We start from the raw sequence: 13,433 nt of genomic DNA on the forward strand, positions 1-13,433 counted from the left end.
CCGAACGGAGGAGCCCTCGTGGCATCCCGCGCCCTCGGAACCACCGTGGTCCTCGCCATCACCGTGGCGACCGCCGTGATCACCCTTCCCACCGTCCGGGCAACGACGCCCGGATCGGTTGCCGCCACGGCCGCGGCCTCCGCGGGGACGGCCGTCCCCGCCCCGACCGCGCGCCGCGACGACTTCAACGGGGACGGCTACCCGGACGTGGCGTTCACCGCCCCCGGCGCCACCGTCGCGGGCAGGGCCGGGGCCGGGTACGTGGGTGTGGTGTACGGCTCCAGGAACGGTCTGCAGACCTCCACCAGGCAGGTCTTCACCCAGGACTCGCCCGGCGTACCGGGCTCCGCCGCGGCCGGTGCCGCGTTCGGCGGCGCGACGGCCTCCGCCGACCTCGACGGCGACGGGTACGGCGACCTCGTCGTCGGCGCGAAGAACGAGAAGGCCGGCACGTCCAAGGGCGCCGGTACGCTCACCGTCATCTGGGGCGGCGCACAGGGACTGTCCGGCGGGGCGACCCTCCTGACCGGCGACGAGCAGTACGAGGGCATCGGCGGCGAGATCGCCGTCGGCGACTTCGACGGCGACGGCGACACGGACGTGGTCACGCTCGGCATGAGCGACATCCACGTCCTGTCCGGCCCGTTCGGACGCGACGGCGGCGCGGCGGCCCCGGTCCGGGAGATCCGCGACATGGAGGAACTGCGGTACAAGGACCTCGCCGTGGGCGACTTCGACGGCGACGGCCGCGACGACCTCGCCGCCGCCGTCCACGACAGTGACGAGTACGACGCCCGGCGCATCCTCGTCCGCAAGGGCGGCGCCACCGGCCTCGCCGAGAACTACACCGTCGTCAAGCGGGCGAACGGCTACCGCCTCCAGGGCGGCGAGACCATCGCGGCCGGTCACATCAACGGCGACAAGTACGCCGACCTCGTCGTGGGCCGCGCGGTCGAGGGCTACGACAGCGACCTGGACCATCCGCTGGCCCTGGGCGGCATGATCACCTACGTGCCGGGCAGCGCCACCGGGCCCCGGGGCGACCGGGCCGAGGTCTTCAACCAGGACAGCCCCGGCGTCCCCGGCGTCGCCGAGGTGCACGACGGATTCGGCACGTCGCTGTCGATCGGCGACATGAACGGGGACGGCTACGGCGACATCGCCGTCGGCGTCCCCGACGAGGCCCTCGGCACGAAGAAGGAGGCGGGCTCGGTCCTGATCCTCCGCGGCACCGTCTCCGGCCCCACCGGGACCGGCACCCTGGGCTTCAACCAGGACACCACGGGCGTCCCCGGAGCCGCCGAGGCCGGGGACGGGTTCGGCTTCGCCGTGAAACTGGTCGACGCCAACCGCGACGGCCGCAGCGAACTGGTCGTCGGCGCACCCGGCGAGAACACGAGGGCGGGCGCCCTGTGGGTCTTCCCGTCCACCGCCTCCGGCGTGACGGCCAAGGGCTCGTTCACCTTCGGCCACGGCACCCTCGGCACGGTGGGCACGAACGCGGAACTGGGCTCGTCGTTCAACCACTGACGCGCTCTCCGGAGACGGGACTTCCCGGGACGGGAGCGGGCCGGGCCGGGGTAGGCCCGGGGCAGGCCGGCCCAAAGGCAGGGCGCCCCGGCCCGGGGGTGGGGCGGGCCCCACCCCCGGGACTCGGGCAGCGGGCATGTCCCGCCCGGGGAGCGCCTTCTACGGTGGGGCCATGTGCCCCCGCACCGTGTGGCAGACCCTGCCGACCTCCCGCTACCTGCTGTCCTCCTGGCCCTGGCGGTCGGCCGGTTACCTGATCAGTGGCGCGCTGACGGGGGCGGTCCTCCTGGTGGCGACCGTGCTCGGGGTGGTCGTGGGCGGCATCCTCTCCCTCGTACTGATCGGGCTGCCCCTGCTCGCGCTCATGGCCCTGGCCGGGATTCCGGTGGCGGCCCTGGAGCGGCGCCGGCTCCGGCTGATGGACCCCGCGCCGGTGCCGGACCCGCACCGCAGGCCCGCCGAACCGGGGCTGTGGAGCTGGCTGACGTGCCGGTTCCGGGAGCGGGTCACCTGGCGGGAGCTCGGGTACACGCTGCTGTTCGCCGTGGTCCTGTGGCCGCTCGACGCCCTCGTGGTGGCCGTCTGCGCGGCCGTACCGCTGACGATGGCGGCCACCCCCGTGCTGATGCGGATGTACGGGGACGGCGAGGAGCTCCGCGTGGTGAAGCTGTGGACGGTCACGACATGGCCCGAAGCCTTCGCGACGGCGGCGGGCGGCCTCGTACTCCTGCTGCTGGGCGGCCACGCCCTGGGCGCGGCGGCCGGGGCGCGCGCGGCGCTGACCCGCCTCCTGCTCGTCCCCGGACCGACGGAACTGGACGACCGGCTGGTCGAACTGGCCCGTTCCCGCGTCCGGTTGGTCGACGCCTTCGAGGCCGAACGCCGCCGCATCGAACGCGACCTCCACGACGGGGCCCAGCAACGCATCGTCGCACTCACCATGATGCTCGGCCTGGCCCGGCTGGACGCCCCGCCCGGCCCGCTCGCCGACCAACTGGCCAGGGCCCACGAGGAAGCGGGCCGGGCCCTCGCCGAACTGCGCGAACTGATCCACGGCATCCACCCCCAGGTCCTGGCCGACTACGGCCTGCGGGCGGCGGTCGCGGACGCCGCCGAACGCTCCGTGATCCCCGTCGACCTGCGGCTCGACCTGCCCGGCAGACTCCCCGAAGCCGTCGAGGCGGCCGCGTACTTCGTGGTCTGCGAGGCCCTGGCCAACGTCGCCAGACACAGCGGGGCGAGCCGCGCCGAGGTCAGCGGCGGCCACACCGGGGGCCGCCTGTTCCTGGAGATCCACGACGACGGACGGGGCGGCGCGAGCACGAGCGGGGGCGGCAGCGGACTGACCGGCCTGGCCGACCGGGTGTCCGTGCTCGATGGCAGACTTGCGCTGTCCAGCCCGGCCGGGGGCCCGACCCGATTGCGTGTGGAGATTCCTTGCGAGTGGACCGATCGCTCCGCGTAGTCCTGGCCGAGGACAGCGTGCTGCTGCGCGACGGACTGACCGGCCTGCTCGGCCGGTTCGGCCACGAGGTGGTCGCGGCGGTCGGCGACGCGGAAGCACTCGTGACGGCCGTGACCGAACACGCCCCGGACATCGTCGTGACGGACGTCCGGATGCCGCCCGGCTTCCAGGACGAGGGCCTGCACGCCGCGATCCGCCTCCGCACGGAACGCCCCGCACTCCCGGTGCTGGTCCTGAGCCAGTACGTACAACGCACCTACGCCGCCGACCTCCTCGACTCCGGGGACGGTTCGGGCGTCGGCTACCTGCTCAAGGACCGGGTCGGCCAGGTCGAGGAGTTCGTCGACGCCCTGCGCGAGGTCGCCGACGGCGGCACGGTCGTCGACCCGGAAGTCGTACGCCAACTCCTGCGCCGCCGCCGCGACCCCCTGGAACGCCTCACCGCCCGCGAACGCGAGGTGCTCGCCCTGGTGGCCCAGGGCAGATCGAACGGCGCCATCGCCCGCGAACTGGTCGTCTCCGAAGCGGCGGTCGGCAAGCACATCGGCAACATCCTCGCCAAGCTGGACCTGCCCCCGGCCGACGAGACGCACCGCAGGGTACTGGCAGTCCTGACCTACCTGCGCGCCTGACCCGCGCGCCCGCCCTCCGCGGGCGCGATGCCCTCGCCACGCCGGGCGGAACCCCGATCCACCGGGCCTTACGCCGTCACTACGCGGCCTTCGCTACCGTGCCTCCGACCCGAGAAAAAAGGCCCTCCTGTCGGGGAGGGCCATGGGCCTGTGGGCTGTGCGCCCCCGGCAGGACTCGAACCTGCGGCCAAGTGCTTAGAAGGCACCTGCTCTATCCACTGAGCTACGGGGGCCGGATGGTGGCCTCGGCGGACTGGAGCCCTGGGGCCGGGCCGGTCGGTGACCTGCCGGAACAAGGATAGGGCTCCTGTTGCCTCGTCCTGGTTGCTTCACCTGCGTGGCACGTTGTGGAGGTTCGGTGAAGCGAACCGATAATCGCAGGTAGGTGGGATTCGCGCACCGCTTTTGACGTCTCGCGCGCCGGGTGTTGTGCACTCGTTATGCCTGCGCCCCACTCGTCCCCTCTGTCCCGACTCCATTTTCGGCGGAGAACCGGCGCGCAGAGGTGGTTATACGCTTCAAAAAGGCTCCAAAATTGGGCATTCTTCGCATGTGGTGACCTTGGATGGACGGCCTCAGCTCATCGACGCACTTTCCGCCCTGCGCGACCGTGTCGCTGCCGTGCGTCTTCCGCTTCCGCTGCCGGGAGCCGCGCGCGCCCGGCAGACCCGGGACGAACTGCTCGCCCAGCTCGACGACTACCTGCTTCCCCGCCTGAGGGATCCCGAAGCGCCCCTGCTCGCCGTCGTCGGCGGTTCGACCGGTGCGGGGAAGTCGACGCTCGTCAACTCCCTGGTGGGGAGACGGGTCAGCGAGGCCGGGGTGCTGCGGCCGACCACTCGGACACCTGTGCTGGTCTGCCACCCGGACGACCACCACTGGTTCGCGGGGGTGCGCGTACTGCCGCAGCTGACCAGGGTCTGGCTGCCCCTGGAGGAGTCCGGGGGCCTCGACCGTTGCGACGACCTCGACGAGCTCGACGGGAGCGAGGAGGAGGACGCGAACACGTTGCGCATCGAGACCGCGCCCGGAATGCCGCGCGGGCTCGCGCTGCTCGACGCGCCCGACATCGACTCGCTCGTGGTGCGCAACCGGGTACTGGCCGCCGAGTTGATCTGCGCCGCGGACGTGTGGGTGATGGTGACCACGGCCTCCCGGTACGCGGACGCGGTGCCCTGGCACCTGCTGCGCACCGCCAAGCAGTACGACGCCTCGCTCGTCACCGTCCTCGACCGGGTGCCGCACCAGGTGATCGGCGAGGTCTCCCGGCAGTACGGGGCGCTGCTCACCCGGGCCGGCCTCGGCGAGGTGCCGCGCTTCACCATCCCCGAACTGCCCGAGTCGGCCGGTGGCGGCAACGGGCTGCTGCCCACGACCGCGGTCGCCCCGCTGCGGGCCTGGCTCAGCCACCGCGCCCAGGACCCGGCGGCCCGCCAGCAGGCCGTCGGGCGCACGGCGGCCGGGGCCATCGCCTCGCTGGACGTGCGGATGCTGGAACTGGCCGGGGCCGTCGCGGCACAGTACGCGGCGGCGGTACGGCTGAGCGGGGTGGTCGAGGACGCGTACCGGACGGAGGGCGCCCGGGTGCGGCGGAGGCTGCGCAGCGGCGGCGTGCTCGCCGGGGACGCCCGGACCAGATGGCGCGGCTACCCGCTGTACAGCACCTCCGAGGAACTCCTCGAAGCGCTGGTCGAGAGCCTCGCCGCGCTCCTGCAGTGCGCCGTGGCCGCCGCCGACGAACAGATCCGCACGACCTGGCGGCGCGACCCGGCGGCCGGAGTGTTCGGCTTCGAGGACGTCGGCCGGGAGGCCGGGGGATGGGGGCCCGCCGAGGACATCCGGGGCCGGATCGCCATGGCCGTACGGCGGTGGCGGCGGGTCCTGGAGGAACTGGCCGAGGAGGAGGTGCGCCGGCTGGAGCGCAACGCCGCACCCGACCCCGGGACCGTGACGGCACTGCTGGCCGCTGCCCTGCTCGGCGGCCGACGCACCCGCGGCGCCGGGGAACAACTCGCCGAACGGATCGGTGCCCAGGGCGCGCTGCGGCTGCGCGACCGGGGCGGGGCACTGCTCACCGACTGTCTCGACCGGGTGCTGAACGGCGAGCGCGACCGGCGGCTCGCCCCGCTCGACGCGCTCGACGTGGCCCCGGAGCCGCAGGCCGAACTGATCGCCGCGCTGTCCGTACTGCAGAAGGAGAGGTGGCAGTGATGACTGCCGTCACCGACGAGGGAATCTGCCGGGGCGGGAGCCCCGCTGCTCACGAGGACCGGGACGCCGACGACCCGGGGCGGGACGGCGGCGGGACGGACCGTCCGGCGGGGCCGGGCCGGGAGTGGAACGACGGGCTCATCGCCCGGCGGGCCGTCACCAGGTCGGCCGACCTCGAACCCGAGACCGGACGGGACGACGACGCGCGGCTGCCCCAGGTCGAGGCGTACGTGCCCTCCGGCGGTCCGCTCCGGCCGAGGCTGGACGCGCTGCGTGAGCTCGTCGGACTGTCCAGGGCCCGGCTCGACGGGGCCACCCTTGCCGAGGCGGGGCGGGTGCTCGACGAAGCGGCGGCGCGCCAGCGGCTCTCCTCCCGGCACACCGTCGTCGCCATCGCCGGAGCGACCGGAAGCGGCAAGTCGACCCTCTTCAACACCCTCGCGGGCGCCCAGATCTCCGACACCGGGCTGCGCAGGCCGACGACCTCCGCCCCCATCGCCTGCTCCTGGACCGACGGGGCCGCGGGCCTGCTGGACCGGCTCGCCATTCCGGGGCGGCTGAGGCGCAGGCCGCAGCAGGGCGGCACGGAGAGTGACGAGGCCCTGCAGGGGCTCGTCCTCGTCGACCTGCCCGACCACGACTCGGCGGCGACCGGCCACCGGGACCAGGTCGACCGGGTGCTCGCGCTGGTCGACGCGGTGATCTGGGTCGCCGACCCGGAGAAGTACGCGGACGCGGCCCTGCACGAGCGCTATCTGCGGCCGCTCGCCGGACACGCCGAGGTCACCTTCGTCGTCCTCAACCAGATCGACCGGTTGCCCGGCGACACCGCCGACCAGGTCCTCGACGATCTGCGCAGACTGCTCGACGAGGACGGCATGGCCCTGGGCGAACACGGCGAACCCGGCGCCACCGTCATGTCCCTGTCCGCGCTCACCGGCGAGGGGGTGGACGAACTGCGCGAGGTGCTCGGCCGGTTCGTCCAGGAACGCACCGCGGCGGCGCGCAGACTCTCCGCGGACGTGGACGTCGCCGCGGCCAGGCTCCGTCCGGTGTACGTGGCCGAGGGGCAGGCGGGCCTCGGCGAACGGGCCCGCGAGGAGTTCGCCGACCGGCTCGCGGAGGCCGTCGGAGCGGCGGCGACGGGCCAGGCGGCCGAGCGCGAGTGGCGCCGCAACGCCGGACGGGCGTGCGGCACGCCGTGGTTGCGGCTGTGGCGCTGGTACGAGTCCACCCGACGGCCCGGGAGCCCGGAACGCCCCGTGCAGCCCGCGCCCCCCGAGGAACGGCTCACCTCCCGGCAGCGCGTCGAGCAGGCGGTACGGGCGGTGGCGGACGAGGCGGCGGACGGGCTGCCCGGTCCCTGGGCGCAGGCGGTCCGCGAGGCGGCGGTGCACGGTGCGGAGGGGCTGCCGGAGGCACTCGACGAACTGGTGGAGCGGGCCGGGACCGCGGAGGCGCGGGGCCGGGCGAACGGTCCGGGCGGAACCGGTGGCGCGGGCGAGGACGGGCGCGGCACGGCCGGTGCGGCGGCCGGGGAGCCGGAGGCGGCGGGAACCGCCGCCGCGGCGCACGGCGGGCGGGCGAACGGGAGGCCGCCGAGGCCGAAGTGGTGGCCGGCCGCCGTGCTGGCCCAGGTGTCGATGACGTTGCTGCAGGTCTTCGGCGGTCTCTGGCTGGTCGGCCAGATCGTCGGGGTGCTCGAACCGGGCTTCCTCGCTCCGGCCCTGGTGATGCTGGCCGGAATCGTCGGAGGCCCTTTGGTGGAGTGGTCGTGCGTGGCCGCGGCACACGGGCCGGCGCGGCGGTACGGGCAGGAGGCCGAGCGGCAGTTGCGCGAGGCGGCGGCGGCGTGCGGACGGGCACGGGTCCTCGACCCGGTGGCGGCCGAACTCGCGCGGTACCGCGAGGTGCGGGAGAGGTACGTGACGGTGACGGAGATTTCCACAACCGGTACGTAGTCCACAGGCCCCGGCAGGATTTCCGCCTCTCCTTCAACCTGGGATCGGTGACCGCGCGGAAGCGGCCACCGATCCGAAGGCCGAAGGGGAGGCGGAGTCATGAACGACACCTTGGTGACGCTGGTGGGCAACGCGGCGACGGGCGTGGACTTCCGGGAGACGGCATCCGGCGGAATGGCGCGATTCCGTTTCGCGGTGACGCCGCGCCGCTGGGACCGGGGGAAACAGCTCTGGACGGACGGGCACACCAGCTTTTACACCGTGTGGGCCTGGCGGGCGCTGGCGTTGAACCTGGCCGGTTCCGTTTCCGTCGGCGAACCGCTCGTCGTGCACGGCAGGTTGAAGGTGCGTGAGGAGGAACGGGAGGGACAGCGGAAGACGTTCGTGGACATCGAGGCGGTCGCGGTGGGCCACGATCTGACACGGGGGACGGCCGCGTTCCGGCGGGTGTCGAGGGGAGAGCCCGCCTCGGTGGCCTCCGTGGGGAGCTTGGAGGGGGCGGGCGGTACGGGCAACGGCGACCCGTGGAGCGGAGGGAACGACGGGGGCGGGGGGAGCGGTGGCGGGGGAGACAGTGGTGAAGGGCGTGAAGGCGGTGAAGGCGGTGAAGGCGGCGAAAAGGACAGGGGAGTTGTACGGCGGAGGAGCGGGCGGACCACGGGGCGTCAGAAAGCCGCTCGGGAACTCGCCTCGGTTCCGTGAACGGACCGGGCGGGGCGAGCGGACGGAACGTGAACGGGAGAGGCCGGGGCGTGAACCGGAGAGACCGGTCGGTTCCGGGATCCATGGGGGTGGGGGGAACATATGCGAGATCGGCGATAACGATTCCGATTCGGAATGGTTGTACGACGGTACGGCTGGGGACTGTTCATCTTTTCGTCCCTAGGATTCCCCCGTACTCACGGGGCACTTGAGTCGACTGGCAGGACGATCCCCACACGCGTATCGGGCGCGGACGGTCCTGCCCGGAGGGGAATTCTGTGTTTTCTGCTTCTTCAGCGACCGCTTCGCCGTCCACGGAGACGACGACCGGCTCTTCACGGCGGCGCGGTATAACCGGGCTGGCCGCGTCCGTGGTGGTCTCCGGGCTGGTCGTGGCAGGCGCCCTCGTCGGCGCGGGCAGCGCGGTCGCCGACGAGACCCCGCAGCACCAGGGCGGCGCGGCCGCGGTTCTGGACGGGTTGAAGACCTACGACCGCGCTGTGCTCCACGCGGACGGCAAGAACCAGGAACTGCCCGCCGGTCTCTTCGAGATGACCGTCGACGGCGGCGGCAAGCTCAAGACGTACTGCATCGACATCCACAACCCCACCCAGGACCAGGCGAAGTACCTGGAGACCCCCTGGGACCAGACCTCGCTCAACACCAACAAGAACGCGGGCAAGATCCGCTGGATCCTGGAGCACTCCTACCCGCAGGTCGACGACCTCGCGGCGCTCGCCAAGGCGGCCGGCACCGGCCCGCTCACCGAGAGGACCGCGGCGGCGGGCACCCAGGTCGCCATCTGGCGCTACTCGGACAACGTCGACGTCGACGCCACCGACAGCCAGGCCGAGAAGCTCGCCGACTGGCTGGAGAAGAGCGCCGTCGACCAGGCCGAGCCCAAGGCGTCCCTCGCCCTGGACCCGGCCGCGGTCTCCGGAAAGTCCGGTGAGAAGCTCGGCCCGATCACCGTCCGCACCAACGCCGGCCAGGTCTCCGTGACTCCGCCCGCCGACGCGGCGAGCGGCGTCAAGGTCACCGACAAGAGCGGCAAGCCCGTCACCACCGCGGCCAACGGCGCCGAGCTCTACTTCGACGTCCCGGCGGGCACCGCCGACGGCACCGCCTCGCTGACCGTCCAGGCCACCACCTCGGTGCCGGTCGGCCGGGCCTTCGCCGGCGTCACCAAGAGCCAGACCATGATCCTGGCCGGTTCCAGCGAGTCCACGGTCTCCGCGACCGCCACCGGTACCTGGGCCAAGAAGGGCGCCATCCCGGCCGTCTCGGCGAAGAAGAACTGCGCCAAGGGCGGCGTGGACGTCACCGCGAGCAACGAGGGCGACGAGGCGTTCACCTTCGAGCTGGCCGGCCTGAAGCACACCATCGAGGCGGGCAAGTCCGAGACGATCACCGTCCCGGTCGCCGAGGACCAGGCGTACGACTTCACGATCACCGGCCCCGGTGGCTTCAGCAAGACGTTCAAGGGCGTCCTGGACTGCAAGACCAGCGGCAGCACCACCGGCGGCACCGAGACCCAGACCGGCGGGGACAAGCCCGCCCCGGCCACCTCCGGCGGCAGCGCCACCGGCGGCTCGGGCGACCTCGCCGAGACCGGTGGCTCCAGCGCCACCCCGGTCATCGCGGGCGTCGCGATCGTCCTCGTCGTCGTCGGCGGCGGCGCGGTCTTCCTGCTCCGCAAGCGCAAGACGCAGGCCTCCGCCTGATCACGGAGTGACGAAGGGCGGGCGGATCGTCGCGCCCGCCCGGTGACGGCCCCGGTACGCCGCCGCGCACGCTGATCCACAGCGTCCGCCGGCCCGTACCGGGGCTTTCGCGTGTTGGGGCGGAGGGGGCCGGAGCCCCTCCGCCCCGGGGCGGAGGGGCCGGGCCCCGGGCCGCAGCCGCCTCTGCCCGGGGCCCTGGCGGGCCGGGGCCGTACGGCGCGGGCCGTGGCGTACGGGGGGCGGGAAGGGCGTGGTGGTGGGGCTGGGAGGCGGGGCGGACGGTGCCGGAGGCCGTACTGGTTTCCGTCCGGGTGCCGACGTCAGGCAAGATGGGTGTATCTGCCCACACCTCTATTGCTGCCGGACGGTTTCTCTTGGCTGAGTACATCTACACCATGCGCAAGACGCGCAAAGCGCACGGCGACAAGGTGATCCTCGATGACGTCAACCTGAACTTCCTGCCCGGCGCGAAGATCGGTGTCGTGGGCCCCAACGGCGCCGGCAAGTCCACGGTGCTGAAGATCATGGCGGGCCTGGAGCAGCCGTCCAACGGCGACGCGTTCCTGTCGCCCGGCTTCACCGTCGGCATCCTCATGCAGGAGCCGCAGCTCGACGAGACGAAGACCGTCCTGGAGAACGTCCAGGACGGCGCCGCCGAGATCATGGGCAAGCTCAAGCGCTTCAACGAGGTCGCCGAGCTCATGGCGACCGACTACTCCGACGAGCTCATGGACGAGATGGGCAAGCTCCAGGAGGTCCTGGACCACGCCAACGCGTGGGACCTGGACGCCCAGCTGGAGCAGGCCATGGACGCGCTGGGCTGCCCGCCCGGCGACTGGCCGGTCGTCAACCTCTCCGGTGGTGAGAAGCGCCGCGTGGCCCTGTGCCGGCTGCTGATCGAGGCCCCGGACCTGCTGCTCCTCGACGAGCCCACCAACCACCTCGACGCCGAGTCGGTGAACTGGCTGGAGCAGCACCTCTCGAAGTACGCGGGCGCCGTCGTCGCCGTCACGCACGACCGGTACTTCCTGAACAACGTCGCCGAGTGGATCCTGGAGCTCGACCGCGGCCGCGCCCTGCCGTACGAGGGCAACTACTCCACGTACCTCGACAAGAAGGCCGCCCGCCTCAAGGTCGAGGGCCGCAAGGACGAGAAGCGCGCCAAGCGGCTCAAGGAAGAGCTGGAGTGGGTCCGCTCCAACGCCAAGGGCCGGCAGACCAAGTCCAAGGCCCGTCTCGCCCGTTACGAGGAGATGGCGGCCGAGGCGGACAAGATGCGGAAGCTGGACTTCGAGGAGATCCAGATCCCGCCGGGCCCGCGCCTCGGGTCCATCGTCGTCGAGGTCGAGAACCTCTCGAAGGCCTTCGGCGACAAGGTCCTCATCGACGACCTCTCGTTCACGCTGCCGCGCAACGGCATCGTCGGCGTCATCGGTCCGAACGGCGCGGGCAAGACCACGCTGTTCAAGATGATCCAGGGCCTGGAGACCCCCGACAGCGGCTCGGTCAAGATCGGTGAGACGGTCAAGATCTCCTACGTCGACCAGTCCCGCGCCAACATCGACCCGAAGAAGACCCTCTGGGCCGTCGTCTCGGACGAGCTGGACTACATCAACGTCGGCCAGGTCGAGATGCCCTCGCGGGCGTACGTCTCCGCGTTCGGCTTCAAGGGCCCGGACCAGCAGAAGCCGGCCGGGGTCCTGTCCGGTGGTGAGCGCAACCGCCTCAACCTGGCGCTGACGCTCAAGGAGGGCGGCAACCTGCTGCTCCTCGACGAGCCCACCAACGACCTCGACGTCGAGACCCTGTCCTCGCTGGAGAACGCCCTTCTGGAGTTCCCGGGCGCAGCCGTGGTCATCTCCCACGACCGCTGGTTCCTGGACCGGGTCGCCACGCACATCCTGGCGTACGAGGGCGACTCCAAGTGGTACTGGTTCGAGGGCAACTTCGAGTCGTACGAGAAGAACAAGGTCGAGCGCCTCGGCGCGGACGCGGCCCGCCCGCACCGCGCCACGTACAAGAAGCTCACGCGAGGCTGATCGTCTTGGCTCGTCACATCTACAGCTGCCCGCTGCGCTGGTCGGACATGGATGCCTTCGGCCACGTGAACAACGTGGTCTTCCTCCGCTACCTGGAGGAGGCGCGCATCGACTTCATGTTCCGGCTGGCGCCGGGGGACGGCTCGCCGTCCTTCTCGGGCGGGTCCGTCGTGGCCCGGCACGAGATCGACTACATACGGCCGCTGGTCCACCGGCACGAGCCGGTGACCATCGAGTCGTGGGTCACGAAGATCGGCGCGGCGTCGCTGACGATCCAGTACGAGATCAAGGACCCGGACGAGGTCTACGTACGGGCCTCGACCATCGTCGTGCCGTACGACCTGGCCCAGTCGCGGCCCCGGCGGATCTCCGCCGAGGAGCGGCTCTTCCTTGAGCAGTACATGGCCGAGGAGCCTGCCGCGGTATGACGGTGCCCGTACGGTCGCTGGAGTTCACCGACACGAGGGAGGCCGCGGATCTCGCGGCCTTCCTCGGTCGGCTGCTCCGCTACGACCGGGCCGCCGCGGTGCGGATGCAGGCGGGCGGCGGCGCGCTGGCCGTGTTCGGCAGGCCGCCGTCGTTCGAGGTCCTGGCGATCCGGGCGGTGCGGCTCGCCGTCCCGGACGACTTCGACGTCACCGTGTCCGCCGGTGAACTCCTCGAATCCCTGGAGGAGTCGACCGGTGCGGGCGCGCTCCCGGCCCCCGTCACCGGACCGCCGTGGACGGGCGTGCTCCCGCCGCGCGGGGGCTGGCGGGAACAGGCGGGACTGCCGTCGCCACCGGCCCTGCGCGGTGCCGTCGCCGCCGCCGTGGCCGAATTCCGCGGCCGCGACGAGGCGTTGCCCGAGGAGCGCCGTACCCGGGCGGAACGGGATCTGATCGGCCGCGAGATCTGGTCACGGACGGTCGGCGGCACGGCCCTCCCGCTGCGCGCCGTGCACGCCGCCCAGTCGGTGGGGTTCCTGCACGCGGCACCGGACTTCCCGGTCGCCCTGCTCGCGGCCGGTTCCTGGCTGCGACTGCGCACCCCGTTCGGCTCGATCGCCCTGCGCGGCCCGGGAAGCGGCCTCGGTACCCTCGCGGTGACGGTGGGGGCGGGCCGAGGGCCGGGAGCCGAGGGCTGAGGACCGAGCGTCGGCCCGACGGCATTCCCGTCGGGCCACCCGG

Annotated in this window: 10 protein-coding genes and 1 tRNA gene; 10 read left to right on the forward strand and 1 reads right to left on the reverse strand. The window is 72.5% G+C overall.

From position 1 onward, the window contains the following. Window positions 1-18: 18 nt before the first annotated feature. The 3 genes from ACWCXX_RS00100 (at window position 19) to ACWCXX_RS00110 (ending at window position 3,627) form a co-directional block, all read left to right on the forward strand. The gene (locus tag ACWCXX_RS00100; protein WP_451122582.1) at window positions 19-1,530 is read left to right on the forward strand and encodes an FG-GAP-like repeat-containing protein; all 1,512 of its coding nucleotides are present in this window, start codon (window positions 19-21) and stop codon (window positions 1,528-1,530) included. Window positions 1,531-1,702: 172 nt separating this feature from the next. After that, on the forward strand, window positions 1,703-2,995 hold the full coding sequence (locus ACWCXX_RS00105; RefSeq protein WP_451122584.1) for a sensor histidine kinase: 1,293 nt from the start codon (window positions 1,703-1,705) through the stop codon (window positions 2,993-2,995). Next, window positions 2,968-3,627 (forward strand): response regulator, encoded by a 660-nt coding sequence (locus tag ACWCXX_RS00110; protein WP_451122586.1) that lies wholly within the window; start codon window positions 2,968-2,970, stop codon window positions 3,625-3,627. The genes ACWCXX_RS00105 and ACWCXX_RS00110 overlap by 28 nt, the downstream gene beginning before the upstream one ends. Before the next feature lie 160 nt (window positions 3,628-3,787). On the opposite strand, the gene ACWCXX_RS00115 is transcribed toward ACWCXX_RS00110, so the two are convergent. Further along, a tRNA-Arg gene (locus tag ACWCXX_RS00115) sits at window positions 3,788-3,860 on the reverse strand. A 328-nt stretch (window positions 3,861-4,188) separates the two neighbouring features. Here ACWCXX_RS00115 and ACWCXX_RS00120 point away from each other — a divergent pair. The 7 genes from ACWCXX_RS00120 (at window position 4,189) to ACWCXX_RS00150 (ending at window position 13,390) form a co-directional block, all read left to right on the forward strand. Beyond that, entirely contained in the window at window positions 4,189-5,838 is a 1,650-nt protein-coding gene (locus ACWCXX_RS00120; RefSeq protein ID WP_451122588.1) for a dynamin family protein, read from the forward strand. After that, window positions 5,838-7,799, forward strand: a complete 1,962-nt coding sequence (locus ACWCXX_RS00125) for a GTPase (protein WP_451122590.1) — start codon at window positions 5,838-5,840, stop codon at window positions 7,797-7,799. Before ACWCXX_RS00120 ends, ACWCXX_RS00125 begins: the two co-directional genes overlap by 1 nt. A gap of 99 nt (window positions 7,800-7,898) precedes the next feature. Continuing rightward, window positions 7,899-8,501 (forward strand): single-stranded DNA-binding protein, encoded by a 603-nt coding sequence (locus ACWCXX_RS00130; RefSeq protein ID WP_451122592.1) that lies wholly within the window; start codon window positions 7,899-7,901, stop codon window positions 8,499-8,501. Between the two features lie 278 nt (window positions 8,502-8,779). Continuing rightward, window positions 8,780-10,225: an LAETG motif-containing sortase-dependent surface protein gene (locus tag ACWCXX_RS00135; RefSeq protein ID WP_451122594.1), complete on the forward strand. Its 1,446-nt coding sequence runs from the start codon at window positions 8,780-8,782 to the stop codon at window positions 10,223-10,225. A 374-nt stretch (window positions 10,226-10,599) separates the two neighbouring features. Continuing rightward, a complete protein-coding gene (ettA, locus tag ACWCXX_RS00140) occupies window positions 10,600-12,264 on the forward strand; it encodes an energy-dependent translational throttle protein EttA (protein WP_402344724.1) in 1,665 nt (554 codons plus the stop codon). A gap of 5 nt (window positions 12,265-12,269) precedes the next feature. Next, the gene (locus ACWCXX_RS00145; protein WP_451122596.1) at window positions 12,270-12,692 is read left to right on the forward strand and encodes an acyl-CoA thioesterase; all 423 of its coding nucleotides are present in this window, start codon (window positions 12,270-12,272) and stop codon (window positions 12,690-12,692) included. After that, entirely contained in the window at window positions 12,689-13,390 is a 702-nt protein-coding gene (locus ACWCXX_RS00150; protein WP_451122598.1) for a hypothetical protein, read from the forward strand. Before ACWCXX_RS00145 ends, ACWCXX_RS00150 begins: the two co-directional genes overlap by 4 nt. Window positions 13,391-13,433: the final 43 nt, after the last annotated feature.

It is taken from the genome of Streptomyces sp. NPDC001732, from assembly GCF_053596315.1.